Raw genomic sequence first — 25,752 nt, forward strand, 5'->3', positions numbered from 1 at the left:
CACCCTCATCGGTGGAAGCGGTTCTTTGGTGTGGCTCACTTCGTGAGCAGCGGCTGCGCGCGGTTTAGCAGCGCAGCCATCTCCGCGCGCGTCAAGGACGCGCCGGGGCGGAACGTGCCGTTCGCGTAGCCGTCGACAAGGCCATTGCTGCTCATCGCAGCAATGGCCTCCGCCGACCAGCTGCCTGCCGGCACGTCAGAGAAGCTCTTCGCAGCGGCTGAGCCACCCTGCGAAGTCAAGTGCAAAGCGCGGGAGAGCAGCATGCTCATCTCCTCCCGCGTCATGATCTGATCCGGCGCGAAGCGCTCGTCGCTGATCCCTTGGATCAGCCCGCTGCTCTTCGCGATCCGGATATCCTGCGAGGCCCAGTGGCTCGCAGGCACATCCGTAAACGAGGCGCTGCCGGCAGCCTCGCCTTGCAAGCCGAGCGCGCGCACGATGATCGTCGCGGCTTCGGCTCTGGTGAGCGCCGCGTCCGGCGCGAACCGGTCTGCGGCGGTGCCTAGCATCCAGCCGTTGTTCGCCGCGGCGAGGATGTCTTCTTTGGCCCAGTGCTGCTGCACATCTGTGAAATAGAAGCCATCCGCCCACAAGCCATAATAATCCCAGGTATCTGCTGTTTCCTGGTTCAAACTCCAGCTCCCGGTACCTTTCAAGTTGTACTTGCTGACCAACTTCAACTTTTCCTTCAGCGACTGTTCATTCTCAAACCAAACCGTGTAATCGCCAGGAACCAGGCTATTGCCGTTGATACTGAACGATTCATCCGTTGGGAGAATTGTAAAAGAGGCAACAGGAGACTGGCTAGCGGTATCATAACGAACGGTTCCCCCGTATGTTTGAATAAGCTTGCTAAGGGTTTGAGAGGACACACCAGCTCCGTTATCGGCTGCATTTTGATTCCAGTACCTACCATAAAACGGGATCCCCAAGACAACCTTATCCGCAGGCGCCTGCGAAATCGCATATTGAATCGACTTCTCTACAAAGGGCAAACTAGCCACAGGTCCTGGCGTCGTATCGCCGGGATAGCTTTCATCATAAGCCATGACCATCAAGTAATCACTTACGGCGGCTAATGCTTTATAGTCATACAGACCTGTCCAACCCTGCGTTGTGCCCGTTGGATTGGCGGCCACCGCGACGGAGACTTCCTTGTCGCTGCCTAATTTATTACGAATGATTTTCACCAAATCCGTGTATTTATCCCGGTAAGCGGCATCCACATTTTCGATATCGAACTGAATGCCATCGAGATTGTTTTCTTGAATAGCCTTAACCATTTGATCCGCTAGCGCTTCACGATTATCGATCGCCTTTTCTCCAAGTGACCGGTCAAAATCATTGCTAAGAAAAGGTACAACCCGTTTTCCCCTCTGATGCATGTCTGCGATGAAAGAAGCTAGCAGTGAATCGGATAGTTCCAAGTTGCCGGTTGCGTCGATATGAAAATAGCTGGGTGCCACGACATCAAGCGTTTGTCCGCTTTTATCCACTTGCGCTGTATACGAACTCGGGCTCCCAAAATACATATAGGACATATTGAATTTCCCCTGCGCCGAACCAGCTTGGGCCAGAGCATCATGAGGTTCCGAGCTTGTTGCTATCGTCAGTATCCCCGCTGCTGCCAAAGCAACAAAGATTTTACGCCATCGCTTGTTCGTCGGCATTTACACTCATTCCCTTCTCTAGCATTCTCCGAGACTGTCATTCCTCTATCATCTTAGAAAGCGTATTAAATCGCTAGTTGTAAATATTGGTGAACGCAAAAAAACCGCTATACGGCGGGCTTTATGCCCCCTATAACGGTTAGTTGATAACTGTCTATGAATCTACTTCTCATGATAAAATTGGAAGTGATTTCTGCCCTTGCCCTTCACTTGATAGAGCGCGATATCGACTTCCTTCATCATATGCGATGCTTCGGTTTTGTCAGGCGTATACATCGTAACTCCCATGCTGATTGTAGCCCTGAACAGATGGCCTTGAACCTCCCACGGTTGATCTACACAATGCAGGATTCGCTTAGCCACGCTATTCACATGTTCTTCGCAATCTACCGATGGCAGAAGGATGGCGAACTCATCGCCGCCCATCCGGGCAAACAAATCGACCTCGCGAAGGCAGTTTTGAATGCGATGGGCAAAATCCTGCAAGAAAGCATCGCCCACATCATGCCCCATCGTGTCATTGATCATTTTAAAATCATCGATATCCACATATAACAGCGCAAAAGGCCTGTTCGTTCGTTTAGCCTGCGAAAACATCTGCTGCAACTGCTCCTTGAACAGCCGCCGGTTCGGCAAACCGGTCAATGGATCATGGAAAGCCATCGCGATTAGCCGGCTCTCGTGATTCTTGCGCAGCGTAATGTCATTAAGCACGAAACAAATCTCTGTAAGATTTCCTTCTTCATTACATATCGGCATCGCGGTGCATTCAAACCAGTTAAAGCTCTCGCTGGTCCCTTTCATACGAAGCTCCAGCTTACTGCTGCTGCTTGTCTGCAAGGTTTTGATAAACATTTTATGTATATCCATCCGGTATTCGGAATCGATAAAGTCTACAATTTGTTGAAAATCCTCAGGGATAAGTCCGATCACGGGGTTAAAACTCTTGGACGCATAGGTTAAATTTCCATGTACATCGAAAATACAAAACAAATCCCAAGCCTGCTCAATGAATTGGCGTACGAAGTTATCCTTCTGCAACCATGGATGTGTGACGGGATTCAAATCAGCCGAATGACTCATTACTTTCGTCGCCCCCTTCTCTACTCATGCATAGAGACAAGGGTAGATTAGCATGGGAACATAAAGATTCCATAAAGGCCACCTAAAGTTTGCGTCAATTAAAGCCGCTTTCCGTCTATTTTCTTCCTATTTCGCCAAAGTTTTAGAGCGGCAATAGGGCATAGTACCCAATTTCTTCTGTAGACCATACCAAATCTAGCGATCTGTCAATAAAAGGATAGAAATTTTTAGGAGAATCGTTCTATAATGAAGGTAATATTTGTGAGCGGGATTTCCGCTTTCATCATGAGCCGTTTTGTTACTGAGGAGGATTTCTAGTATGGCAGGAGAAACAATTTTAGTCGTGGATGATGAACAAGAAATTGTCCAACTGATCCAACTCTATCTAGCGAGAGAAGGATACAAAGTCATCAGTGCCAACAATGGACAAGATGTTTTTGAAATCGTCAAAGAACACAAGCCCGATCTTATTGTTCTGGACATACTGCTGCCAGGACTTGATGGCATAGAAGTTTGCCGACAGCTCCGCAAAACCAGCAATACGCCAATTCTGTTCATCTCCTGTAAAAGCGAGGATATCGATATCATTCTCGGATTAAGCATGGGTGGCGACGATTATATGACGAAACCTTTCAGCCCTAGTCAGCTTGTTGCAAGGGTGAAGGCCCTTCTGCGCCGGAATTCGATCCGCGAACAACATCAGGATGATCCGCAGCTGGTGAAGTTTCCAGGGCTTGAGATTGATCTGGTCAGCCACATCGTTCGCGTGAATGGGCAGACCATTTCGCTGTCCGCCAAAGAATTTGATTTACTTTCCCTTATGGCCAAAACCCCTAATCGTGTTTACAAAATCGAACACTTATTTGAGCTTATCTGGAGCCTGGATAGTATGGGCGACCCGCGAACACTCATTGTACATATCAGCAATCTCCGCAAGAAAATTGAAGTGAATCCGGCTGAACCTCGGTACATTATCACGGTGCGCGGCGTCGGCTATAAATTTAACGGTTCTGCGGTCTAGAACAATCGCTCCCACCAAGCGGAGATATGATGCTGCAGTGGCACAGCTGCTGCGGCTATAACTAATGCCGGAAGCATATTGGCGACATTGATTTTCCTAATTTGAAGAATATTGATGCCTACACCAATCACCAGAATACCGCCAACGGCTGTAATTTGAATGATCATCGCGTCCAGCGAAGCTTGGCTGAATGCCATGGCGATCAAAGTTGCTGCCAGTGCAATCGTTCCCTGCATGATGAAAACGGACACGGCTGAGAAGATTACGCCTACACCTAAAGTTGAAGCGAAAATAATGGATAAGAACCCATCCAGCAGCGATTTCGTGTACAAAATATCATGATTATGCCGCAGACCGCTGTCCAGCGGACCAAGAATCGCCATAGCTCCAATGCAGTAAATCAGCGTACAAGTCACGAAGCCCTCCGAGACGCTGCCTTGATGCTGCGAGGAGCTTTTGCGCATTTGGGCTTGCAGCCAGTCACCAAGCTGACCTAACCGGTATTCGATGCGGAGCAGTTCTCCGATAATGCCTCCGATGACGACGCTCAAAATAACAAGCACGATTTGACTCGATTTCAGAGCCATCGTAATCCCCAACACAGTAATTGCGAGCCCCAAGCCTTGCATGACTGTGCTTTTTATGCCCTCCGAGATGCGCGGTAGAAGCAGCCCCAATAATCCCCCAATAATGATAGCAGCAGCATTCACGATCGTTCCCCATAATGCCATTATGTTCATTTCCTTTCTGCCTGACCAAAGTATGTATTCCGTATATGACAACCTTATCATTCTACATGATTCTATTCATAATTTCCTCCACGCTTGGAAATGGTATGGATAAGCAACAGGAAAGGAGGAATACGGCATGGCGAAAGACAAATCAATGGAACCGATGACAGGCGATATTGTAGAGACAGACGGAATTTATGCCAATGAGGCAGGGCAAGAGGTTACCCTCAAACGCGGTGATGAATTTCCTGCGGACCTCGTGCTGGGCAGAACGACATGGGAGTTGCAGGGCTTCGCGGAAGAAGCCGAGATTGATCACGATCAAACGGAGCTTAATCCTATGCGCAAGCGCGCTGATAACCGAACTTAATCTTAGAACCGGGCTGCCAGGATGCAGCTCGGTTTTTTGCCTCAATATGGTATACTAAGGGGATGATAATAAGCGCTGGGGGAACAAGCATGAACGGGAAACGAATAATTATAGTAACTGGCGGTACGCTTGGGGATTGGGCGCTGGGTGTCATTCAAGAGAATGATGTCTTGGTTGGCTCTGACCGCGGGGCCTTGTATTTGATTCAGCACGGCTATAAACCTCATATTTCACTAGGGGATTTCGATTCGGTAACGACTGAAGAGTTAAGCCTTATTCGTTCTTCAAGCGTTTCGTTTATCGAATGCGATCCTATCCATAAAGATTTGACCGATACAGAGATGGCCTTTAATTGGGCACTTGCCGAGCAGCCTGAGCAGATCATCCTGCTGGGTGCCTTAGGCACTCGCTTCGATCATTCGTTAGCCAATGTGCATCTGCTGCGCAAAGGAACTGAGCTGGGCATTGCCTGCTCCATTATCGATGCCAATAACCAAATCATCGTTATGAATCAAACCACTCGCATCGAACGTGGGCGCTATTCCCATATCTCTTTACTTCCGCTTAGCCTTGAAGTTACAGGTATTACACTTCACGGCTTTGCGTATCCGTTACATCAAGCGGCGTTAGAGATCGGCCAATCCCTCGGGATCAGCAACATCCTTAACGAACCGGAAGGACTCATCGAGCTGCAGACTGGTCTCCTCTTGGTTATTCAAAGCAAAGATTAACTACAAAACTCCATATTTCCAGTAATCTCTTCTACGGATTAGGTATAATTCTTCCAACCATTGCTTACAAATAGAGTAATAGACTATTCCTCTAGAAATGGTTGGTGTGCCTATGAGCTTTCGAAGAAAGGGAATCCTGTCGTTTTCGTTAGTTATCGGGATTATCACGATAGTGCTGCTGCTCTTAGTTAGCTGCCTTCCCTCTGCGGACTATGGAACTGAGGAGGAGGCTGACGCAGCGGCTCCTTACATAATTACGGCTTCCGATGAGCATCAGGAGCTTTCCGCTCTACAAGTGGACAAGCCCCTGGCAGAAGCAGAAGTAGAATCCGTTACAGTGCCTGTTGTTGTGCCTAGCGTTGTGCCTGAAGCTGTGTCCAATGCGGTACCTGGCGCTGAACCAGAGCAAGATTCCAACGAAGGGACCACCCTGTTTCTTCCACTCTCCGAGGACAAGAATCCGGTTCCCCCCTCCGTTACCACGAATACGTATGTCCCTGTCGTTCCGCAAAAGAACACGGGCAAGACTTCGTCCAAAGTCAGTATCCCTGTGCTCAACTACCACAGTGTAGCCATAGATCCAGGGAATATTGTCGTCATTTCTCCGGATAAGCTGGAAGAACAAATGGCGTACTTGCACGATCACGGGTACACACCGCTCTCACTCGAAGCATTTATACGTCTCCTGGAAGGAGACACATCCGAGAAAGCCCCGGAGAAGCCGATACTGCTGACATTCGATGACGGCTATATCGATAATTATGAACAGGCGATGCCGATTCTCGCGAAATACGGGTTTCCTGCCACACTTTTTGTCTCCCCTGGCATGACGGAGCAGGACGGCTATCTCAATTGGGAGCAAATTAAGAAGATGCAGGCAGGAGGTTGGGACATTCAGCCGCATGGCATGTCACATCCTCACCTTCCCAAGCTGACGGCGGATGAACAAGCGTACGAAATCGTGGAAGCCCGAAAGCTGATTGAGGAGCATCTGGGAACCAAAGCCGATATCTTTTGTTACCCGTATGGCGAACGCAACAAAACGACGCTTAAGCTGCTTAAGCAGCACGGATTTCGATATGCTTTTACCATCGATCAAGGATTTGCAACAAACGAGCAGTCCCCTTTCCTGCTGAAACGGCTTTTTGTTAATGGCGAGGAAGATTTACAAGCCTTCGAGTCCAAGCTCCTTATGCGCAAATGAGGGGCTTTCTTTCTGAAATATGGTTCATAATATCTACTTTCATAGTATAATATGCCTATTAATGAAGAGGAGCCTCTCCATGTCACAACCAAATAAACGCTCCAGTTTCAGGCTGCATCTCCAAATACCTTTAACCGCCCTATTCAAGATTATAGGGATCAAAAATAAAGCTGCCGACACGAAGCATTCCAAAATCATGATAAGGGACATCAGCGCAGGGGGCATTCGTATGCACACGCCCTTGAATCTCCCTACCGAGATGAGCCTGCTATTGGAATTTACGTTTCATCTTTTTCATCAAGAAATGAAAATACTAGGCATCATTAAACGAAAAACGATGCTGAAGCCCTCCCTCTATGAATACGGGATTGAATTCAGCATCGCAGACAAAGCGATCGAACAGCAGTTGACTAGCCACCTGATTATGTTGGGTTCTCGTTTGAGGCACACCAATGTCTTGGCAAGCTGCAGCTTTTGTTCCGATGAAGATATGGATGATATTTATGCTATGACTTACGACCTTACATAGCGGCAGCTAGAGCTTGCACGAACTGCTCCAAATAGCGCTGATCGAGTTCATCAAAACGGTTTAGGCTAGGGCTATCGATATCCAGCACACCAATCAACTCGTCACCGCTAAGAATGGGAACGACGATTTCCGATTGCGAAGCGGCATCGCAGGCGATATGGCCCGGGAACGCATGAACGTCCGGTACAAGCACCGTTTCCCGTAGCTGCGCGGACGTGCCGCAAACTCCTTTACCTAACGGGATCCGAACGCATGCCGGCAATCCTTGGAAAGGGCCCAGAACGAGTTCTTCCTTCTCTTGCGTCTTGTCCACCAAATAGAAACCTACCCAATTCACATCGGTCAAAAACTGTCCGAGCAGCGCCGCTGCATTGGATAAATTGGCAATTCGGTTCGGTTCATCATGTATCAATGCTTTAACCTGCTGAATCAGCAAGGTATAATTCTCTTCTCTTGTTCCTTCATAACCTGACTTCGCGAACATGTTCTATCATCCTTCTTCCCCTTAACATTCTTGCTCTCTCATCATACCAAAAAGTACACATTTCCGCCAAAGGATAAGATTTACCTGTTACTTTCCCATCTGCCCTAGCGGACAGCCGAAAAAGGGTAGATGATTTGCAATTACGCCGATTCCTCCAACTATTTCCTACCGAAAATCCACTTTTACCGCATTAACTGGACTTCCTACCACTAATTTCACCAAATCAACCAGATTTGGGTAGCTAGCGACAATTTAGCTAGAGCTTCTACCGCTGTTTCGTTTCTTGCCACTAAGCAGCGTAGATTAACGGTGGATTATCCATCTATTTCAAATGAGGTGTGAGGGGCGGCCCTAATCACAAAAAAGACAGCAGGCACTCGTCGAGATGCCGGCTGTCCTTCGTTTATTTTTGTCCGTAATACGCATTAACGCCATGTTTTCTAAGAAAGTGCCGATCCAGCAGCGTTTGATCCATAGGCTGGATTGCTGAATTTAACTCGAAGGTGCGGTAACCGATCTTCGCGACTTCCTCTAGAACGACAGCGTTATGCACCGCATTGTGCGGGTCCTTCCCCCAACTGAAAGGAGCATGGCAGTTCACCAGCACGCCCGGTACCATCGCCGGGTCGAGATCACGGAACGTCTCGATGATGACGTTGCCCGTCTCCAGCTCGTAGGCTCCTTTAATCTCAGCCTCCGTCATGAGACGCGTGCAAGGGACTTCCCCGTAGAAGTAGTCCGCGTGTGTTGTGCCCAGTGCAGGGATGCCCCTCCCGGCCTGCGCCCAGCTTGTCGCCCATGGCGAATGCGTGTGCACGATCCCGCCAATGGCCGGGAAGGCGCGGTACAACGCCAAATGCGTCGGCGTGTCTGAGGAAGGCTTCAACGTGCCTTCTACGACTCGGCCTTCCAGATCGACGACCACGAGATCTTCGGCCTTCAAGTCTTCGTAAGGCACGCCGCTAGGCTTGATCACGACAAGCCCTTGCTCCCGGTCAATCCCGCTGACATTGCCCCAAGTAAATGTGACGAGCTGATATTTGGGCAAATCCAAATTTGCTTCCAGTACCGCTTGTTTCAAATTCTCCAGCACGTGTACTCAACACCTTCCGATATGAATGTACGTATAATGTACTATTATACACTTGTACGTACATGTTATCTAGATAGTGGAGATATAAAGTTTGAGGTGTACAACTTGTATGTACACCTCACTTTTTAATGCCATTAATGATTAAGTATGTATAATTGAGAAAACAAGGGTCTTGCCATCCGGCTCAAGCCGCGTCTCCACGGAGAAGCTGCCAATCTGCTTCGTCGTTGTTTCCAGTACGCCCTTTGCTGCAGCGCGCTCACACGCATCTGTAAAGTGGCGATAGAAGATGTCCGCATCATAACCAAAAAGGAAATCCGTAAACTTGCGAATACTTTCCATATTGCGCGCCAGAGTCCCATCCTCAAGGCGAACGGTTACGCCATAGGTCAAAAATTGAGGATCAAGCCACAACGATGCTTCATTACTGTTACGTATATCAGCTGTCGCCCCGTTCACGGCAAGCGCTTTGGCATCCGCATCGCGGAACAGGCGGAGCGTTGTTTCTTCCAAGTCATAATTCGTCCCCCGCAGCTTGCCTGCATCCTCCATCATGCTATAAGCATCGAGCATGCGCTGATCAGGGAATATCAGTTTTTTATAGCTGCCATCTTTGGTCGGTACAACTTTAATGAAGGAGTCTCCCTCGTTTTTCACGCTGATCCGCTTGGACTTCGTCTGCAAACGAGTAATAATTTGCAAGGCTTCTGCACGGGTAACATATCGCCCCACACCAAAATAACCGTTCGGGTATCCTTCCATAATCCCCTTTGTCATCGCTTCGCCGATAAATTTCTGCTGTCTGGACGTCGCGCTTTGCAGATCACCGAATTGGGAAGCCGCTTTGAGGCTGTATACCTCATCTTCCAAATACTCGGTTTCCTTCAGCAAGTAATACAAAATCTCAGCTACGTCCTCACGTTTCAGCTTCGCTTTATAATCCGTGAACTGCCCTTTACTAATGAAATGAAGATCGCTGGCCAAGTCCAAGTACGGCTTCGCCCAATACCCAACCGTGCTTGGCTTAAAGGTGAAATCCCGGTAATCCTGTTTCAAAATGCTCTGATTACCCGCGCTTAGTGCTTGCAGAAAGCTTGCTTTCCAATTGCGCTCACCATTCGGAAACTTATCTGTAAACGCAAGCAAAACGATTTTCACGAATTGGTCAGCCGTCACCGCATCATCTGGTCGAAACGTTCCGTCCGGGAATCCATCCAGCAGCCCTTGCTGCGCCATCTGGGTAATCGTCTGCTCCGCCCAGTGCCCTCGTATGTCCGACATCGTAGCCGCTTCACTTTTTGTTTGTCCAACCCCTATGGTTATTACACAGCAAGCCACTGCTATGGCTATCCATTTATTCAACTGCCCCATGTTAAGACTCTCCGCCCTCTACAAATTTTTGATACCAACTTGTACCAATCTCTAGGATAAGGCTTCTATTAACCTTTGAGAATAGCCTTAAAGCCTAGTAAGAGAAGAGTGCCAAGCACTAGCAGGATTGGGTCTATAGCCGCAGGGGCGGGCTTTAATCCATGAATGATTCCGTCTCTCTGCATATTAAAAAGGACCACACCCTCTACAACCGTAGAAAGTATAGTCCTATTATTCCGGCACTTAGCCCAATTTTCTGCCTGCGCCAACGGTTTTCATTGAATTGTAGTAACGGAGCCAATCTGTTATGTATAACATCTTTGTTAGGAAATCCGGTGCGCTCCCCTGCAAGTAGGCATATTTCTCCTGCTGGAGTAGCTGATGCATCTCAAAGCTTTTCAGAAATACGGCTTTCACAAAGGCCTCTTCCGTTTGCGGCTTGTGAAGATCCGTTCCCCTAGAGAGTTCAATTTCCTCAAAAATCACGCCTCTATAATAAGGATGCACATTGACCTGTCGCCCCATATCCACGTATGCAAGACCTGTATACTCAAAAGGCAGCCAAATTAAATTCGTCTTCTTATCTTCCAGTTTAACGGTATACGCTAAGCCCATATTCAAGGCAACTGGCTGAGGGTAATTGTTAATGACTCCGGAACGCAGGTGATCCATGACATGCTCAACGAAATTCATTGTGTTCTTCCTCTCCAAAGGACCTGATTTACATGCAGTATCCTTCCTACATATTGCGTGCTAATACCTTCTATTGTCAAGGCTGCAAATCGCATTTGCCCTATTATTTGCATAAAAAATACCAATACCTGCGATACTAATCCAAAGACATTTTGAAGTGAAGAGGACGGGTTTCCTTTGTCAACACATTCCACCTCCCGATGGACAATGGCTGCTGTCAGAAGGTTTGATATTATCTATGCCCAACGCCGCAACTCCTTCATGGTTGCCTGGTGGTCAGCCTCCTTCCCTGGTTTTGGACATCTGCTCATGTACAAGAACACGACAGGTGTTCTGTTAACGCTTTCTGAAGTCATTATTAATTCATTGGCCAATATTAATCTGGCTATGGTGTATTCGTTTAGCGGCAATTTCGCGATGGCGAAGCAAGTTTTGCGTCCCGAGTGGCTATTCGGTTATATGTTTATTTATTTTTTTGCAATCTGGGACAGCTATCGCTGCTCCATTGAAGCGAATAAGCACTACGAACTGGCCATGCTGGAAAACGGACGAATCCCGATACATCTCATGCGTTCAACCGGCATCCAGTTTCTTGAGAAAAAGAGACCTCTTATCGCCGCCTACTGCTCATTTCTTTTTCCGGGTCTTGGACAGCTATACAACAAGCACATTTGGCTTGGCTTTTACGGTATTTTCTGGTGGTGGATTTATCTCACATTTTCTCACTTCTATGAAGCGCTTATGGCTCTCATCTTGGGTCATAACCGTATGGTTGTCAGTATTCTGAACCCTCAGTGGCTTATGTTCATGCCTTCCGTTCTAGGAGGTGCCATGTACCATTCTTATACCAGCTCGATTGAACAAAATCGGCTTTTCCGCATCACCCAGCGTCAATTTTTAACCGATTATTATGAGAAAGCCAGGATCGCATCGATGAATGGAACCGAGATGAACTCTCCTTTGTGGATGATAGGCACATTTGAGCATTGTACGGAGTTAGAGCAAGCTTTAAGCATGTTGGAGCACAGCGGTATTCATCCAAGCCGCATTCGCCCCGTCCTCATGGACGCCCATGCAGATAAATCGTTATCCATTGTTGATCAACGCTTTGATCGTACAGCTAAATCCGTTGAAATCGGCTTTGCCAGCGCAACAGCCTGCAGTGTCTTGGGGATTAGCCTAGGCTTCATCTTAGAATGGGGGCCTATCATTTGGGGACTTATCTACGGTTTTGGCGGCTTCCTGCTCGGGTTCGGCATCGGACTCCTTATCAAATCCAAACATTCCCTCCCTCATCAAAAGCATAAGCTTCCGGAAGTGACGGTGCTGGTTCAGTATCTAAATGAGGAGGAAGCTGCGCTCATTCATGAGACGTTCTGGCGTTACAAAGCTACAACAGTGGGTAGAATCGACCGCCAGCACGCTAATCCTGCGCTTTAAACGGCTGAACAACACGTTGGAACCCTTCAGCCGTTTCATTTAGACGGATAATTCGGTAGCGTCCACTTCCTATATACAGGACCCATTCTCTTCCCCAGCTCAAATCTCCTCTAGAATCCGACCTACTTCTTTTCTGCCTATCTAACTTCATTCTCCGACTCTTGCGGCAATATCCTTTCGAATTATTTAAGTAGGGGGATAATGCCGTAAAAATTTTTTGGGCGTTTTGCGAACTTTTTGGAACCTGCAAACGTCTAATTCAGAGAGGTGAGAGAATGGAGACGACCGGTGTCCATGTATTTGAGTATTTAAAGTACGTATCTGAAACAACAGATCAAAAAGTCATTCTTCGCAATTTAATGGAGACCTACGGAAATGATGTTTGGAATTACGCTTTCAGCATTTGCCGCAACTCCGATTTAGCTGATGATATTGCCCAAGATGCCTTCCTAAAAGTTTATCGCAATCTTACTACATTCCGCGGCGAAGCTTCGGTTAAGACCTGGCTTCTTACGATTACACGCAATACTACTTATGACTATTTACGCAAGGCCTTCTGGCGCAAAGTTACCCTTGTTGGCTTCATTCAATCTACAGGTACATCAAATTCCGCCGAAACAGAAGCTATGGAGAAATTATATGCCAGCGACATTTGGAAAAAAGTAATTTCCCTTCCACCGAAATACAGGGAAATTCTGATTTTGCATGCCCACTATCAGCTCTCAACGAAAGAAATGGCGTCTATCCTTAATATATCGGAGGGAACCGTTAAATCACGGCTTCATCACGCCAGACTCAAGGTGGTCAAATTGAAGGAGCGTGAGGCTCTTGAAGAATCCTGATCCGGATGATTTACGCAAACAATTGGAATCAGGACCGCTTGAGCGCCCAGGCTTTACTTCCAAGCTTCAGCGCGAGATTGAAGAAGCGGTTGAACGCAAAGAACGAACGAAGCCAAGAATCAAGCCCATGCTTTGCTTCGCTGGTGTCGGTGCAATCGCGGCCGCGATCTTGCTTTTCCCTTGGAATACGCTACATACCCAAAGTGATGCCGCACCTGTCGCAGATGCAGCCATCACAGCAACAACTGCGTCCTTAAACCTCTCTCCTACGCCGATTACCACGGCTTTGCTGATTGGCTTAAGGACCGAACATGAGCCTGCCAGCGAGCCTGGGCGCGTACTGAAACCCATGCGCTATAGTACCTATCGCACGATGCTGATCGCGCCTGTTCGGGGGCAGCTGCAGAAGACGTCCGAAGGCTCAGGGATTCTTATGCCTTATAAGCAAAACTTCTGGAAAATCGATTCGTTGGTCCATCGAACGAAAACAGATGAATTCCATTACTTATCCGCTCATTTGGCGGATCAGCCCGTGAAACCGGAAGTTTTCCCGGATCAAGAAGACGAGCAGCTCAATCGGACAGAAACCCTCCTATTTGCAGGGAATCAATATGTATCTATTGCCGAGTCGGAACAGACCGTGCGTGGCGGCACGCCCTATCAGGCAGATCGCATCTGGGTCCGCACCCTGCCGCAATTAAAAGAAGGCCACACCGTACAGTTTTACAACAAACCGGTGGACAAGAATCACGTATCTATCGCTGATGTCTACGGCACGAACACGAATATCAGCGGCGTGCTTGCAAGCATATCCAGCAGTTTGCGCGGCGAGGTCTCTGGCGAAAGCTGGACGGTTCAGCGTGAACCAGGGCACTGGGTTGGCAAGGTCGCTGAAACGCCGCGTGTCACAAACACGGCGGCAGTACCCGACAGCTATGCGCTGCATGACTTCCCGCGAGAGCTGCCCGATAAAGTCGTCAACCACGACGATTTGTGCTGCAACTGGAACGGCATTCAGTCTTCCTGGCCGCAAGCGACCGATGCTTTAACTTCGCCGATGAACGATATGCTCGTTATCTTTGAAAACGGCAAGCTCAAGTTCTATCCCTACGGCCAGGCACCCGGCAGTGATCCACAGCTTGTGCTGAATCTACTCCCCGGTGAGCAGCTTGTCATGGCGCAGTGGGCCACAGATCATTATGTCGAGGAATGGATTGATAAGGTTGGTCGGTATTTAGCACCAGAGACGGATAAACATGTGCCGTCGATTGATTAAAAACAAGAAAGGTCCATTCCCCAGTTGTTGGGAATGGACTCTTTTTTCATTGTCATTTGTTTCATGTCCTGAATACAATGTTACAGCTAATTGCCTAAGCCTAAAGAGCTTAAGAAGAAAGGATGACGATACAGAACAATGAAAAGATCATATAAGCTCACCGAAATCGCCGGCAAAATCGGAAAGACACGTGCATCTGTCGTCGAATGGTCCAATCACTTTCGCGAATTTCTTCCGATCGTAGCGGTTGACGGTTCACTCAGGTACACGGAAGAGGCCATCGAAATGTTTCGAGTCATCGCCAGGATGAAAGACGCCAATAAGCCACTTAAGTTCATAAAAGAACAGTTACAGGAAATGCGTGATAAGGAAGCTCTTGCACTTCCCAAAGATATACAAACTGCGCAGCCTGAAACTCCGGCTTCTCCTCCGTCTCCTGCTAGTTCCGGCTCCATTACTCCCCCGCTGGCTGTCAACAAATCGAACGCTCAGTTTAACAATGATACGATCGAATTGCGTAATTCGGTACAGCTCCTCAAGCAAAAGATAGAATCGAACAAAACAACGGAGAAGTTAAAGGACTACGCAGATAACCTGAATCAAAAAGCCAGTATAGCATCAGTTACAGCCGGCAGAGCTTCATCACCTGCTATGGATCACTCCAACTTTCAGTTCGATCTGTTAACGCATAAATTCACAGAGCTAAGCGCCATTGTCCATTCTCTCATGCAGAAGGTCATAAAAACACCGGAACAAACAAGTCAGGAAGAAAGCTTGATAACCACTGTTGAAGCATTGGATACACGATATCATAGCGTTTCGGATGAAATAGCGGACCTGCGTAATGAAATCCAGCGTCTCGCGCAATCGCAAGAGCAAGTGCAGGCGCAAGTCCAAGCACAACCCGAGACTTCGGAGATCGACCTCAAAGGTGAGATCCTCTCCGCTGCAACTGAGCTACTGAGACCACAAGTCGAAGGTGTTTCGGAGGAAGTACAGAAGCTGGGCAACCGCTGTGACGCCCTTACGGAGGAAGTAACGGAACTTAGCAGCGTTAATCAGATTCTTGTTAACAAGATCGCTGAGCTCATTGAACAGGACATCCGAAGTGAAATCGCTACAACCATTGAATTGTTACACCGACAATTTGAAGGTGCTTCTCTTAAAGTGAAAGGACTTCAGAATGTCATCCAAGCTATTCAACAGCAGATCCAAGAAGCCTCTGAACAAGACGTCAAAGGTGAACTGCTTATTGCCACAACCCAGTTGCTGAACCAGCAATATGAAGGCGTTACCGGGGAAATGAACCAACTGAAAGATGACCTGAACAAAAAATACGATGACATGTTTCAAAAAATGACTGCACAGCAACGATTACTGGATAAGATTGCCGAATTCTTAGGCTATCCTGTTATCAATTGATCGTCATGGATTGCATAAATAATAGACCTTCCTTCACGCAGCAGCGGGCTCTATTATTTATGCATTTGCTGTTTCATGCGGTCAACTTACCTGTGATGTCTTCTTCCCAGTGTTCGAGCTCATGAAAACATCAATAAACGCCTGCGCATAGCTGGGATCCCACTGCGTCCCTTTGCCCTCCGCGAGAATGGCCATCGCCTTCTCAACCGCCATCCCCTTCCGATAAGGACGATCGGAGGTCATGGCGTCGAACGCATCGGCTACCGCGATAATACGCCCAAATTCTGGGATCTCCTGGCCTTTCAGGCCGTCCGGATATCCCTTGCCATCATAGCGCTCATGATGTGAGCGCACGCCCGGAAGCAAAGGCGCCATCGCCTCTGCCGGCTCAATTTGCTTCAGGATCGATTCGCCTAGCACCGGATGCAGCTTGATTTTCTCAAACTCCTCATCGGTCAATCGGCCCTCTTTCAGCAATACATTGTCACGAACGCCTATCTTCCCTATGTCATGCAGCAGCGCTGTTTTCTTCAATAGATCGAGTTCCTGCTCACTTAAAGCCACAGCTTTTCCAATCAGAAGGGAATACTGAGCAACGCGTGTGGAGTGCCCTGCCGTATAAGCATCTCTAGCGTCTAGGGCAGCAGCTAATGTGGAATAATAACTCTGCAGCAGCTGATTATTCATACTCTCGCGCGCTTCAAGCCCTTTGACCATATGATTAAAACCTGCAACCAATCTTGAAAATTCATCTGAATATAAATCCGAAGCCCTAACCTGCAGGTCCCCGGATTGCACGTCTCTCATCGCTCGGTACAAGTCTCCGATAGGCTGTTGAATATCTCTGACCAGCATCCGTGCCCCAAGAGAGGAAAACCCCACGCCAAGCAGCAGAATGATCCCCGCCCACTTCCAATAATCCACCGTAAAATCCGAAGACTGTGAAAGAAGACGAATTTGCGTTGCTAAGCTAAAAAGGAACAGCGGCATCGTTCCAATCAGGAACGCGCTTAACTGGAATTTGCGTTGAATGGAAACAATCACGCGCCCATCCAAAGAGACGTCCTCCCCATAAAGGCGCTGGCCTACCTCACGGATATGGATAAGAACCGGCCGGATCGCCTGGGCTGTCGTAAAAAATTCAAGCAAAGCATGCATGCTTGCCACAAGCACAGCACCTACTCCGGCAAGCCCAATATAATAAGCCGGCAGTGAAAGCCAGCCCATCGCAATCCCGATGGACGCCATCGTCATGGCTGGAATCGACAGGCCAAGAAAATGAGGCCCCAGAATCCGTTTCACGGACAGTGCCGGAAAGCGATGAGTTTGCAAATAAGCGTCCCGAATGGACGTTAAGTCAGGCGCCTCCTGCTCCAGCAGGGTCCGAATGGGTTGCATGTGCCTGCGAAACACCAGCAGCTCCGCCAGCATCATGACACCTAGGGAAATGGTCATAATGAAGAAAATACGCACCATTTCTGCATTCGAAATGGATAAGGTCGTTGAAATAATGACCCCGCCAACCACAACAACAGCAATACCCGAACCTATGATATAATTGCGGATCAAATCTCGCAGAAACCTTTGGTAAATAACCATGACGGATGCCTCATTTCACTCTAAACTTAGTCCCTATTGTATAGCAATCCGATCTTTTGTGCTTATAAAAAAAAGCCCTCAGCCCTAGGGGCCAAGGACATTCACTTGGATTCATTCCGTTTCCTTATTCACATTAGGCACATTGTCCTTGCCGAGGAAGGCGCGCGCAAGCTCTGTCACACTCTGGCCTGTTAATGTCTGCGTAATTTCAGGCACTTGGGCAATCATTTTGACGATGTCGCCTGTCACCTTGTTCACGCCGGATGTCGCACCGTCTTGGGAGATCACCGTGATTTTGTCCACGTTGCTCAGTGGCGCTGCAATCTTCTCCGCTAACTCCGGCAGAATGCGAAGAATTTCCACCGTCACCGCCGCCTGCGTGTACTGCTTGTAGGCTTCGGCTTTCTTCTCCAGCGCCTCCGCTTCAGCAAGCCCCGCCAAGCGAACGACTTCCGCATTCGCTTTCCCTTTGGCGAGCTCCGCCTCGGCCGTCGCTTCACCGCGCTTTCTCGTCGACTCGGCATCCGCCTCGGCTTCGAGAATTTGCCGCTGTTTGCTCACTTCGGCGCGCATAATCGCAGCCTGCTTCTCCGCTTCGGCGGGCTTGATGACCGACGCCTCGAGTTCCTTTTGCTTCAGCTCAACTTCAATCTGCCGTACGGTCTTGTTCGCTTCAGCTTCCATCTGCCTGATTCTCACCTGCTCCGTCACGAGCGACTGCTGAATCTGCTTCTGCTTCAGCTCATAAGCCAAGTCCGCTTCCGCCTGCCGGCTCGTCGTTTCCTGCTTAAATTCCGCTTCTCGCATGCTTAGCTCTTTGCGGTACTGTGCTTCTTTGGCCGATGCGACCGTTTCGGCTTCGACCTTCAGCTGGTGCGCCTCTGCTTTGCGAATAGCCGATTCTTTTTCTGTATCCGCTTGTCGGATCTGGATGTCCCGTTCGACCTCGGCTCTGGCAATGCTGGCGCTTTTGCGGATGCGCTCCACTTCCGGCACACCAAGGTTCTCAATATAACCTTGATCATCCGCCACACGCTTGAGGACGAAGGAGATCAGGCTCAGCCCCATTTTATCCAAATCCTCCGAGCACGTCTCCCTCATCTTGCTGTTCAACTCATCCGGATTCTTGAGGATAGCTTCTACCGTTAATTGGCCAACCAACCCGCGCAGATGCCCCTCAACGGAATGAAGAATCATCATTTCACGCTCCAGCAGCGTGTGGTCCAGAAACTGCTCGGAGGCCGTGGCGATGGCGATGGGGTCGCTTTGAATTTTGATCTGGGCAACCGCCTCGATCTTAAGCCGTATCCCCTGTTGAGAGAACATGGGCTGATCCGGCTTGACGTCGAAGCTCATGAGCATCATGGAAATTGTTTTGTAGCTCTGAAAGCCCGGAATGACGAACGTTCCTCCGCCCTGCACGACGCGTTTGCCGCCCAAACCGAACACGATCATCGCCTCATTCGGCGGAACTTTCTTATAGGCTCTAACAATGGTAGTAAGTAAAATGAAAACAACAAGCACAATCGCAACAACCGTATACAAAATCGTTAACGTCATCAAATAACCTCCCGGAAGTTAGTAATACCTTCAAGTTTAATCACTAAATTGACTTACTGTAGCGACGCCTTTGTCCATATGAAGAATGACTACTCTCGCTCCTTTGGGTATCGATTCTCCAAGCTCGGATCGCGCACTAATGGACCGTTTGGTCCCTTGCATCACAATCACCATCTCGCCGATTCCCTTCCCGTTAATGGGCACAATCAGCTTCCCTAACTGTCCATTAAGTTCAAAATCGCTTTCTCTCATGCTGTCATCATGCTTATAGATGACTTTGGCATAGAAAAGGAAGAACAGCCAACCCACAAAAAGCCCGGCGCCAATAGCAATGAGCAGGATGAATAAACTGCTGGTCATTCCTACCTCACTCAGCATATACCCCATCCCACCGAATACCGTTAAGCTCGCTAATAGGGAAGACAAGTTGAAGAAGGACGGTCCCCCATGGCCATGTGCTCCTCCGGTATCTCCGTGGACCTCGAAAAAGTCGCCTCCAAAAAATGTAACAAGAACAGTTAGTACAAGGCCTACAAAAAAACATACCGCAAACAAAGTCATCATAGACGTCACCTCCTTGTGGCCTCCTTCAGGAAGCATACTCCATCTAATAAATATAGACGAAATTGGTAATAAAAGGTTTCGGTCAAAAAATAATCCGTTTTCAAGCGAATCCTTCTTTGGTGCATAGCGTATAATCATTGGACGTCTTTTTGTTATTTCTATTAAAACTAAGGAGTAGATTAACACATGTACAAAAAGAAAATGACTTGGTGGGTATCCGCCGCCATGGTGTTCCTGCTGCTTGCGCTGACAGGTTGCCAAGCTGTACAAGGCTTAGATCTTGCTGAGGCGATTAAAAACAGCGCAACCGTGAAGTCCTCCGAATCCAAAGGCACCTTGCAGATTGAGTTCGTCCCCGGCGACACCTCCAAGCTAACAGCTGACGAGCAGAAGTCGCTCAGCGCTCTGCAACATGTACAAGTTGAGCTTACGAACGTGAAAACACAGAACGCACAACAGACTTCAGCAGAAGGTACAATTACATACGGGAAGGGCTCCATCCCCTTCAAGCTTGCTACAGAAGGTACGAAAATTATTTTAAGTATTGAAGGCGCGAAAAAACCGATTGTTTATGACGTCTTAGGCGGGTCGGATGCAACGCTCACCAAAATGCTGCCAACCGTCATTCAGGAACAGTTCGGAAATAAACTAGCCGAGATTAAATCTTCGGTAATTGGACTTATTTTAGCGAATACGGCAAATCCTTCGAATATTTCGGTCTCATCTGTTACAGACAAAGTTAACGGTGCCGACCTCTCCCTCCAGCAAGCACATATTGAACTGAACGGCACTGAGCTAGCCACCCTGCTCCAGAAACTGTTCAGCAATATCTTGGCGGACGAAGCTGGATTAAAAGAGCTGCTGAGCCAATTGTACGATGCTTTGTCACCTGTGATTGAAGATCAGGTCAAGTCCGGTTCCGCCGACTTCGCCATGACGATTTTGAGCAACAAACAATTAGCCATCGGACTCGTTTATGAGCCTATCCATGATTTCCTGGAGAAAGCGGCTGCCTCTTTCGAAGAAGCCATTAGCGGGAATGCCGAGCAAGGTGTGATGCCCATTAAAGGCTTGTTTGACGCCAAGTCTACGCTGCAGGCTGATCTTTACATCGATGCCGATAAATTCATTCGTAAGCAAACACTTGCGGTCAACGTCCCGCTTCCCGATAAAGGCACTGGCGTTGCAGGGCTTAAAATCTCCTTCGCAAGCGAAACCTGGAATATGAATAAACCGGTTACAGCTGATACCATGGATATCTCCGGCGGCGCCGTACAAGTTGGAAAGGACGCTTCCTCCATTTATCGCGTGCTGGGCGACTTGGATAACCAGTCCACATTCTACAAAATGCTTCGTGAAGATATGAAAGTAACGAAGAAGGAAGTTAACTTAAAGCTGACGGATGGCGATGCTGGCTCGACTAGCGATACACCGCAGCCATTCATTAATGCAGATAACAAAACCATGGTGCCGGTGCGCTTTATATCCGAAAAGCTTGGCGCTGAGGTTAGCTGGAACGGCGACTTGCAGGAAGTTACCATCAAAGACTTGTTAAGCGGTAAAACGATTGTACTGAAACTTGATAGTAAGATTGCTACTGTTGACGGTGCTTCCATTGAGTTGGAAAGTGCTGCAACGCTCCATAATGGATCTACCTTCGTGCCGATTCGTTTCATCGCAGAGTCGCTTGGCGGTAAAGTATCCTTTGACGATGATACTCGTGTGGTAACAATTAAACGCGATTAGTATCTTGGAATAAGTGGATAGGCAAACGCACCTTTTTCGGACGGCTGAATAGTCTGTAGTGAACCTAGGCAAAAAGCCTACCGATGCGCGCAGCCGCACGAAAAAGGAGCGAAAGCTATGTATATGAATCCGTCGCAACACCCCGGTCATCAAGGATCGCAAGTTCTTTATCAAGCAGAACCAGACTGGCAGCATCAAATGATGCACAAGCGGAACACGATTATGGGAGCTGTTCACCCCCATGTCGGTCGTACGATTCGCGTCACAACTATAGACGGTCATACGTATGAAGGCGTGCTGGTGAATGTGGATGGCCACCATGCTTATCTGCATGTTACCCCGCATGCTCAGCCTTACGGGCACCACAGACCTATATATACGCCTGCTCAGTACAATCAAATTTTGACGTTAGTTCTGTTCGAGCTGCTAGTCATTTTATTGCTTGCTTAAAAGGAAAGTTCGCCCTCCCTTGGTCTGTAAAGGCCTTGCGAGAGGTGCGGGCTTTTTTCGTTCTCTTACTGTTGCATAAAACGTTCGAACGATGCTTGGCAGTCCATCGCAAGCCGTTCCTCATCCTCTCCAACAAGCCTGCCGTTCTCGACGACGACCTTTCCAGCCACGATGGTGTAATCCACTGGTCGCTTAAGGCCAACCGTTGCCAGCCATGATTTGGGGTCGGTCTGCGTCCCTACAGCGTCAATATGGTCTACACGAACCATGAACAAGTCCGCGGCCTTCCCTACCTCAAGCGAGCCGATATCGGATCTGCCTAAAATTTCAGCGCCGCCTCTGGTGGCGATTTTCAATAAATCATAGCCGCTGGGCGCCTGAGCGCTGGATTGCAGTCTGTGCAGCAAATACGCTACCCTGAGCTCCTCAAGCAAGTTCGATCCGTCATTGGATGCACTGCCATCCACCGCCAAGCCTACGGGAATTCCCATATTGAGCATTTCGGGGACTCTCGCGATACCGGACGAAAGCTTCATGTTGGAAATCGGGCAATGGGCGACGCCGGTTTGGGTTTGCGCGAGCACCCTCATTTCCTCATCGTTAAAATGAATGCCATGGGCGTACCACACGTCGGACCCTAACCAGTCCAGGCTTTCCATATAAGCCAGCGGTCTCATGCCGAATCTTTCAAGCGTATAGGCTTCTTCATTCTTCGTCTCAGCCAGATGAGTGTGAAGCCGTACGCCTTTGGCTCTAGCCAGCTTCGCCGACTCCCGCATCAGCTCTGCGGAGACGCTGAAGGGTGAGCACGGCGCCAGCACCACCTGACGCATCGAGCCTGCGCTGGCATCGTGATAACGATCAATCAGCCTCTCACTGTCAGCAAGGATCGTATCCAGGTCCTGCACGACGCTCATAGGAGGTAAACCTCCTTGATCCTTGCCAAGCGTCATGGACCCTCTGGAAGCTACGAAGCGAATGCCTAGGCGTTCGGCTGCTTCGAACTGCTTATCGATGAAATGAGCGCTATTTTGCTGCGGAAATACATAATGATGGTCGAAAACGGTGGTACACCCATTTTTCATGAGATCGGCAATGCCTGTTAGGGAGCTGTGATACACGGTATCAGGCGTGATCCCCTTCCAAATTTCATATAGATAGCGGAGCCAGTCGAATAACTCCAGCTTTTGCACCTGCGGCAAATTGCGCGTAAACGTCTGATACAGGTGATGATGCACGTTAACCAAGCCTGGGTACACAAACATTTGCGAGGCATCGATAACCCTGTCTGCTTCATACATGTCCTTCCCCATCTTCGTAATCCGATTCCCTTCGATAAGGATATTCGCCCGTTCCAACACACGATCCCCGGCATCCACCGTAACAATAGCCTGCGCATTGCGAATTAATAATGAACCCATCTTTCATTCCTCCTCAACGTAAAAAAATCCTAACCAACAAACACAATATATAAGCATATATTGTGTTCGTAGTTAGGACTTAGGTTCCCAGTAGAGCCCCCGAACCAAATTATCGAGGTTATACGAACTATGAAATTATGATTTGAAGCCATATTTAGCCTCAGTATAGGCAACTTTTGGGAGCGCGTCAATTGGTTTGAAATGATTTTTTCACGAAATTGGAATAAGCTCCCTTCGAAATGGATATATTATCAAAGCTGCGTTAACAAGCTGTCAGGTTCTGAATGATCCAAGAGCAACACGCAGGAACAAATTATTGGAGGTTTATGTCTACATGGAAACAGGTACTGTAAAATGGTTTAATGCAGAAAAAGGGTTTGGCTTTATCGAAATGGAAGGCGGCAATGATGTGTTCGTTCACTTCAGCGCTATTACAGGGGAAGGTTTCAAAAGCTTGGATGAAGGCCAACGCGTACAATTTGAAGTTGTTCAAGGTAACCGCGGACCGCAAGCTGAAAATGTAGTCAAGCTGTAGTCCTTACCACATATTGCTATACACTGCTTGCGAGTCTGAGGCTGAGTCTATAATGACAAGGAGGAGTTCACATGTACTTTTCAAAGAAATCGATGGAACCTGTGCCCGAAGAGCAAACGAACATTTGGACCTGCAGCACGGAACAGTGCTCATGTTGGATGAGAGATAACTTTTCATTCGACGAAAGTCCGGAATGTCCGATTTGTCATTCTGCCATGGTCAAGGATTCAAAGATGCTCCCAACCTTATCGAACACAAGCAGCAGGCGATAATTAGTAATACAGCCTACGGTAGTACCCGAAGCCCTTATTGTCTCCGAGATTGGAGGCAATAAGGGCTTTGCTATTCATAAGTGCTATCAACAGGAAAAAAGAGACCCGCGAAGGAGTCTCCCCTGTCCATTTTTATAAAATCGTACGCTGAAAATCTGCTTCATCATAGGCTTTGTACTCACTGGAAGGCATCGCCAGGACAAGGATTTTCCCCCGATCCAGCTCACCTTCCAATCGACTGGCCTCTACATCCGGCACGCCGAGAGCCTTCATCTTCGCCCTAAGCTCATCGCCGCGGGAACGGAAAAGATTTGCAATAGCGGTCAGCATGCCCTCCTCCTGCACGGTAATTTGCTCTGCACCCGTATAATTTGCGACGAAATCGGTACCTTCAGCACTGTGCGTCAGTACATAAATGTGTTCCCTCGAAAAGCCTTCCCTGTACAATTGCTGTACTTTCTCCTGCGCTTCTTGCAGATTGGTTGTCACACTCACTCTTGTGTAAGTACTCATGGTAATTCCTCCTCTTTCGATTAATTTTATAGGGTAAAGCGATTGTTACTGTGGGTTCATGTAGACCAGTTGTGGACTAGATGCCTCGGCGTCTGCCGAAAATCAGCGATACGACAAACATGATCAGGAATACGAAGAACAGTACTTTGGCAATTCCTACTGCCGCTGAAACAATTCCAAAAAATCCGAATACACCAGCTACAAGAGCAATGATTAGAAACATGACAGCCCAGCCTAACATAGGAAACACCCTCTTTTCATCTTAAATTTGTGTTGCTTGGCTATGATATCTATTAACCGCTTGTCCTTAAAATGAAACATTTATCGGTGGAAAATCTCCCGTTCCATTCTCTCCAACCTCTGATCCATCCGTTCGAGCAGCTCCTTCATCTCCATATTCTCTTGTTCAGCCCGATAATTAATGGCAAAATCCAGGATAGCCTCCTGCTTATCTCGATTTGCCTGACGATTCTGGCTCATGAGGATAACCGGCGCTTGAAAAGCCGATATGCACGAAAGTATCAAATTCAGCAAAATGAACGGCGGCTTATCGTAGGCAAAACGCGTCAGATTGAGCAGCATCCAGCTCACCAGAAAAAGAGCGAACAGCACGATAAACGTCCAGCTTCCGCCAAATACCGCGATACGGTCGGCAATGCGGTCCGCCCAGGACGACTTTTTGGCCTGCTGCTGCGTCAAATGCGACTTGATATTCCCTTGATACTCTCTGACCATTGCGGTAATCCGCGTCAGCTGCTCGATATTAAGCTTGGCATGCGTATCACGCTCCAACTCTTGAATCAGCTTATCGGGTATGCGCTCATTTGGAGTCTTCAGCTCATCTGCTACGCTCATTGTGATCTCCTTCTTTCTGGTGATTTATAAACATTGTTAACCGCTGACGCTGCGGGCGAAACAAGGGTTGATGGAGTGCATATGAGGTCAGATAGCTTAACCCATGGTTATTTGGGAACTACAGTCCTTTATTCTCCTGAAATAGCTTGTTCCATACAGATAAAGGGAACTGTGGGCCACTATTTTGGCGTTTCGCTCGATAAAGTGTGGCACGAAGGCCGAATAGTGCCCTGTAGTTCCGCTCATCGTGGAAAAATGCTTCTTTTTCCCAAAAATA

Annotated in this window: 27 protein-coding genes and 1 riboswitch; of the genes, 13 read left to right on the top strand and 14 right to left on the bottom strand. The window is 48.2% G+C overall.

All coding sequences use genetic code 11. The features are described 5' to 3' along the window. Positions 1-35: 35 nt before the first annotated feature. Together RQP52_RS28390 and RQP52_RS28395 are read right to left on the bottom strand one after the other, a co-directional pair. Entirely contained in the window at positions 36-1,670 is a 1,635-nt protein-coding gene (locus tag RQP52_RS28390; protein WP_315954968.1) for an S-layer homology domain-containing protein, read from the bottom strand. A gap of 162 nt (positions 1,671-1,832) precedes the next feature. Continuing rightward, positions 1,833-2,753 (bottom strand): GGDEF domain-containing protein, encoded by a 921-nt coding sequence (locus RQP52_RS28395; RefSeq protein ID WP_315954969.1) that lies wholly within the window; start codon positions 2,751-2,753, stop codon positions 1,833-1,835. A 319-nt stretch (positions 2,754-3,072) separates the two neighbouring features. Here RQP52_RS28395 and RQP52_RS28400 point away from each other — a divergent pair, with 319 nt between their 5' ends. Continuing rightward, complete coding sequence (locus RQP52_RS28400) at positions 3,073-3,774, top strand: response regulator transcription factor (RefSeq protein ID WP_315954970.1); 702 nt, start codon at positions 3,073-3,075, stop codon at positions 3,772-3,774. Here the strand turns inward: RQP52_RS28400 and RQP52_RS28405 are convergent. Next, positions 3,771-4,505: a DUF554 domain-containing protein gene (locus tag RQP52_RS28405; RefSeq protein WP_315954971.1), complete on the bottom strand. Its 735-nt coding sequence runs from the start codon at positions 4,503-4,505 to the stop codon at positions 3,771-3,773. The genes RQP52_RS28400 and RQP52_RS28405 overlap by 4 nt on opposite strands. A gap of 136 nt (positions 4,506-4,641) precedes the next feature. Here RQP52_RS28405 and RQP52_RS28410 point away from each other — a divergent pair, with 136 nt between their 5' ends. The 4 genes from RQP52_RS28410 to RQP52_RS28425 all read left to right on the top strand — a co-directional run bounded on the left by RQP52_RS28410 (position 4,642) and on the right by RQP52_RS28425 (position 7,339). Continuing rightward, a complete protein-coding gene (locus RQP52_RS28410; RefSeq protein WP_127457745.1) occupies positions 4,642-4,875 on the top strand; it encodes a hypothetical protein in 234 nt (77 codons plus the stop codon). 89 nt (positions 4,876-4,964) lie between these two features. Continuing rightward, entirely contained in the window at positions 4,965-5,606 is a 642-nt protein-coding gene (locus tag RQP52_RS28415) for a thiamine diphosphokinase (protein ID WP_315954972.1), read from the top strand. A gap of 112 nt (positions 5,607-5,718) precedes the next feature. Continuing rightward, a complete protein-coding gene (locus RQP52_RS28420; protein WP_315954973.1) occupies positions 5,719-6,810 on the top strand; it encodes a polysaccharide deacetylase family protein in 1,092 nt (363 codons plus the stop codon). Positions 6,811-6,889: 79 nt separating this feature from the next. Beyond that, positions 6,890-7,339 (top strand): PilZ domain-containing protein, encoded by a 450-nt coding sequence (locus RQP52_RS28425; RefSeq protein ID WP_315954974.1) that lies wholly within the window; start codon positions 6,890-6,892, stop codon positions 7,337-7,339. Here the strand turns inward: RQP52_RS28425 and RQP52_RS28430 are convergent. The 4 genes from RQP52_RS28430 to RQP52_RS28445 all read right to left on the bottom strand — a co-directional run bounded on the left by RQP52_RS28430 (position 7,332) and on the right by RQP52_RS28445 (position 10,980). Further along, positions 7,332-7,823, bottom strand: a complete 492-nt coding sequence (locus RQP52_RS28430) for a GAF domain-containing protein (protein ID WP_315954975.1) — start codon at positions 7,821-7,823, stop codon at positions 7,332-7,334. The two genes, RQP52_RS28425 and RQP52_RS28430, sit on opposite strands and share 8 nt — an antisense overlap. Before the next feature lie 403 nt (positions 7,824-8,226). Continuing rightward, positions 8,227-8,916: an L-ribulose-5-phosphate 4-epimerase gene (gene araD, locus RQP52_RS28435; RefSeq protein WP_309492452.1), complete on the bottom strand. Its 690-nt coding sequence runs from the start codon at positions 8,914-8,916 to the stop codon at positions 8,227-8,229. A 141-nt stretch (positions 8,917-9,057) separates the two neighbouring features. Beyond that, positions 9,058-10,287, bottom strand: a complete 1,230-nt coding sequence (locus tag RQP52_RS28440) for an S-layer homology domain-containing protein (RefSeq protein ID WP_315954976.1) — start codon at positions 10,285-10,287, stop codon at positions 9,058-9,060. Positions 10,288-10,530: 243 nt separating this feature from the next. Next, positions 10,531-10,980 carry a hypothetical protein gene (locus RQP52_RS28445; protein ID WP_315954977.1) on the bottom strand — a complete coding sequence of 150 codons (450 nt, stop codon included), beginning with the start codon at positions 10,978-10,980 and terminating at the stop codon, positions 10,531-10,533. A 177-nt stretch (positions 10,981-11,157) separates the two neighbouring features. Between RQP52_RS28445 and RQP52_RS28450 the strand changes: the two genes are divergently transcribed. The 4 genes from RQP52_RS28450 (at position 11,158) to RQP52_RS28465 (ending at position 15,960) form a co-directional block, all read left to right on the top strand. Next, the gene (locus RQP52_RS28450; RefSeq protein ID WP_315954978.1) at positions 11,158-12,420 is read left to right on the top strand and encodes a hypothetical protein; all 1,263 of its coding nucleotides are present in this window, start codon (positions 11,158-11,160) and stop codon (positions 12,418-12,420) included. A 275-nt stretch (positions 12,421-12,695) separates the two neighbouring features. Beyond that, positions 12,696-13,262, top strand: a complete 567-nt coding sequence (locus tag RQP52_RS28455; RefSeq protein WP_315954979.1) for an RNA polymerase sigma factor — start codon at positions 12,696-12,698, stop codon at positions 13,260-13,262. Next, positions 13,249-14,538: a hypothetical protein gene (locus RQP52_RS28460; RefSeq protein ID WP_315954980.1), complete on the top strand. Its 1,290-nt coding sequence runs from the start codon at positions 13,249-13,251 to the stop codon at positions 14,536-14,538. The genes RQP52_RS28455 and RQP52_RS28460 overlap by 14 nt, the downstream gene beginning before the upstream one ends. 138 nt (positions 14,539-14,676) lie before the next feature. Next, positions 14,677-15,960: a MerR family transcriptional regulator gene (locus RQP52_RS28465; protein WP_315954981.1), complete on the top strand. Its 1,284-nt coding sequence runs from the start codon at positions 14,677-14,679 to the stop codon at positions 15,958-15,960. An 81-nt stretch (positions 15,961-16,041) separates the two neighbouring features. Here RQP52_RS28465 and RQP52_RS28470 read toward each other — a convergent pair whose 3' ends face one another. The 3 genes from RQP52_RS28470 to RQP52_RS28480 all read right to left on the bottom strand — a co-directional run bounded on the left by RQP52_RS28470 (position 16,042) and on the right by RQP52_RS28480 (position 19,683). Next, complete coding sequence (locus tag RQP52_RS28470; RefSeq protein WP_315954982.1) at positions 16,042-17,559, bottom strand: HD domain-containing phosphohydrolase; 1,518 nt, start codon at positions 17,557-17,559, stop codon at positions 16,042-16,044. Positions 17,560-17,670: 111 nt separating this feature from the next. After that, entirely contained in the window at positions 17,671-19,119 is a 1,449-nt protein-coding gene (locus tag RQP52_RS28475; protein ID WP_315954983.1) for a flotillin family protein, read from the bottom strand. Positions 19,120-19,155: 36 nt separating this feature from the next. Next, a complete protein-coding gene (locus RQP52_RS28480; protein WP_157323527.1) occupies positions 19,156-19,683 on the bottom strand; it encodes an NfeD family protein in 528 nt (175 codons plus the stop codon). A 186-nt stretch (positions 19,684-19,869) separates the two neighbouring features. Here RQP52_RS28480 and RQP52_RS28485 point away from each other — a divergent pair, with 186 nt between their 5' ends. Further along, complete coding sequence (locus RQP52_RS28485; RefSeq protein ID WP_315954984.1) at positions 19,870-21,429, top strand: copper amine oxidase N-terminal domain-containing protein; 1,560 nt, start codon at positions 19,870-19,872, stop codon at positions 21,427-21,429. Positions 21,430-21,546: 117 nt separating this feature from the next. Beyond that, a complete protein-coding gene (locus RQP52_RS28490; RefSeq protein ID WP_315954985.1) occupies positions 21,547-21,879 on the top strand; it encodes an LSm family protein in 333 nt (110 codons plus the stop codon). 65 nt (positions 21,880-21,944) lie between these two features. On the opposite strand, the gene RQP52_RS28495 is transcribed toward RQP52_RS28490, so the two are convergent. Next, positions 21,945-23,300, bottom strand: a complete 1,356-nt coding sequence (locus RQP52_RS28495) for an 8-oxoguanine deaminase (protein ID WP_315954986.1) — start codon at positions 23,298-23,300, stop codon at positions 21,945-21,947. A 49-nt stretch (positions 23,301-23,349) separates the two neighbouring features. Then, positions 23,350-23,446, bottom strand: a riboswitch (purine riboswitch). 188 nt (positions 23,447-23,634) lie between these two features. On the opposite strand from RQP52_RS28495, the gene RQP52_RS28500 reads away from it, so the two are divergent. Next, complete coding sequence (locus tag RQP52_RS28500) at positions 23,635-23,835, top strand: cold-shock protein (protein ID WP_028555458.1); 201 nt, start codon at positions 23,635-23,637, stop codon at positions 23,833-23,835. Positions 23,836-23,906: 71 nt separating this feature from the next. Then, positions 23,907-24,107 carry a cold-shock protein gene (locus RQP52_RS28505; RefSeq protein ID WP_127457760.1) on the top strand — a complete coding sequence of 67 codons (201 nt, stop codon included), beginning with the start codon at positions 23,907-23,909 and terminating at the stop codon, positions 24,105-24,107. A 132-nt stretch (positions 24,108-24,239) separates the two neighbouring features. Here RQP52_RS28505 and RQP52_RS28510 read toward each other — a convergent pair whose 3' ends face one another. The 3 genes from RQP52_RS28510 to RQP52_RS28520 form a co-directional block, all read right to left on the bottom strand. Continuing rightward, the gene (locus RQP52_RS28510) at positions 24,240-24,620 is read right to left on the bottom strand and encodes a general stress protein (protein WP_315954987.1); all 381 of its coding nucleotides are present in this window, start codon (positions 24,618-24,620) and stop codon (positions 24,240-24,242) included. Between the two features lie 76 nt (positions 24,621-24,696). After that, positions 24,697-24,861 carry a DUF1328 domain-containing protein gene (locus tag RQP52_RS28515; RefSeq protein WP_127458160.1) on the bottom strand — a complete coding sequence of 55 codons (165 nt, stop codon included), beginning with the start codon at positions 24,859-24,861 and terminating at the stop codon, positions 24,697-24,699. Between the two features lie 80 nt (positions 24,862-24,941). Then, the gene (locus RQP52_RS28520; RefSeq protein ID WP_315954988.1) at positions 24,942-25,475 is read right to left on the bottom strand and encodes a DUF1003 domain-containing protein; all 534 of its coding nucleotides are present in this window, start codon (positions 25,473-25,475) and stop codon (positions 24,942-24,944) included. Positions 25,476-25,752: the final 277 nt, after the last annotated feature.

The organism is Paenibacillus violae, assembly GCF_032461945.1.
Classification (GTDB): domain Bacteria; phylum Bacillota; class Bacilli; order Paenibacillales; family NBRC-103111; genus Paenibacillus_E; species Paenibacillus_E violae.

What these genes read in the sequence shown, in the direction of transcription:
- RQP52_RS28465 (WP_315954981.1), top strand. Translation starts at nt 14,677, where the DNA reads ATGAAAAGATCATATAAGCTCACCGAAATCGCCGGCAAAATCGGAAAG.
- RQP52_RS28515 (WP_127458160.1), bottom strand. Translation starts at nt 24,861, where the DNA reads ATGTTAGGCTGGGCTGTCATGTTTCTAATCATTGCTCTTGTAGCTGGT.
- RQP52_RS28405 (WP_315954971.1), bottom strand. Translation starts at nt 4,505, where the DNA reads ATGGCATTATGGGGAACGATCGTGAATGCTGCTGCTATCATTATTGGG.
- RQP52_RS28445 (WP_315954977.1), bottom strand. Translation starts at nt 10,980, where the DNA reads ATGAATTTCGTTGAGCATGTCATGGATCACCTGCGTTCCGGAGTCATT.
- RQP52_RS28420 (WP_315954973.1), top strand. Translation starts at nt 5,719, where the DNA reads ATGAGCTTTCGAAGAAAGGGAATCCTGTCGTTTTCGTTAGTTATCGGG.
- RQP52_RS28485 (WP_315954984.1), top strand. Translation starts at nt 19,870, where the DNA reads ATGTACAAAAAGAAAATGACTTGGTGGGTATCCGCCGCCATGGTGTTC.
- RQP52_RS28390 (WP_315954968.1), bottom strand. Translation starts at nt 1,670, where the DNA reads ATGCCGACGAACAAGCGATGGCGTAAAATCTTTGTTGCTTTGGCAGCA.
- RQP52_RS28410 (WP_127457745.1), top strand. Translation starts at nt 4,642, where the DNA reads ATGGCGAAAGACAAATCAATGGAACCGATGACAGGCGATATTGTAGAG.
- RQP52_RS28430 (WP_315954975.1), bottom strand. Translation starts at nt 7,823, where the DNA reads ATGTTCGCGAAGTCAGGTTATGAAGGAACAAGAGAAGAGAATTATACC.
- RQP52_RS28505 (WP_127457760.1), top strand. Translation starts at nt 23,907, where the DNA reads ATGTACTTTTCAAAGAAATCGATGGAACCTGTGCCCGAAGAGCAAACG.
- RQP52_RS28490 (WP_315954985.1), top strand. Translation starts at nt 21,547, where the DNA reads ATGTATATGAATCCGTCGCAACACCCCGGTCATCAAGGATCGCAAGTT.
- RQP52_RS28510 (WP_315954987.1), bottom strand. Translation starts at nt 24,620, where the DNA reads ATGAGTACTTACACAAGAGTGAGTGTGACAACCAATCTGCAAGAAGCG.
- RQP52_RS28395 (WP_315954969.1), bottom strand. Translation starts at nt 2,753, where the DNA reads ATGAGTCATTCGGCTGATTTGAATCCCGTCACACATCCATGGTTGCAG.
- RQP52_RS28520 (WP_315954988.1), bottom strand. Translation starts at nt 25,475, where the DNA reads ATGAGCGTAGCAGATGAGCTGAAGACTCCAAATGAGCGCATACCCGAT.
- RQP52_RS28415 (WP_315954972.1), top strand. Translation starts at nt 4,965, where the DNA reads ATGAACGGGAAACGAATAATTATAGTAACTGGCGGTACGCTTGGGGAT.
- RQP52_RS28480 (WP_157323527.1), bottom strand. Translation starts at nt 19,683, where the DNA reads ATGATGACTTTGTTTGCGGTATGTTTTTTTGTAGGCCTTGTACTAACT.
- RQP52_RS28470 (WP_315954982.1), bottom strand. Translation starts at nt 17,559, where the DNA reads ATGGTTATTTACCAAAGGTTTCTGCGAGATTTGATCCGCAATTATATC.
- RQP52_RS28425 (WP_315954974.1), top strand. Translation starts at nt 6,890, where the DNA reads ATGTCACAACCAAATAAACGCTCCAGTTTCAGGCTGCATCTCCAAATA.
- RQP52_RS28400 (WP_315954970.1), top strand. Translation starts at nt 3,073, where the DNA reads ATGGCAGGAGAAACAATTTTAGTCGTGGATGATGAACAAGAAATTGTC.
- RQP52_RS28455 (WP_315954979.1), top strand. Translation starts at nt 12,696, where the DNA reads ATGGAGACGACCGGTGTCCATGTATTTGAGTATTTAAAGTACGTATCT.
- RQP52_RS28495 (WP_315954986.1), bottom strand. Translation starts at nt 23,300, where the DNA reads ATGGGTTCATTATTAATTCGCAATGCGCAGGCTATTGTTACGGTGGAT.
- RQP52_RS28500 (WP_028555458.1), top strand. Translation starts at nt 23,635, where the DNA reads ATGGAAACAGGTACTGTAAAATGGTTTAATGCAGAAAAAGGGTTTGGC.
- RQP52_RS28440 (WP_315954976.1), bottom strand. Translation starts at nt 10,287, where the DNA reads ATGGGGCAGTTGAATAAATGGATAGCCATAGCAGTGGCTTGCTGTGTA.
- RQP52_RS28475 (WP_315954983.1), bottom strand. Translation starts at nt 19,119, where the DNA reads ATGACGTTAACGATTTTGTATACGGTTGTTGCGATTGTGCTTGTTGTT.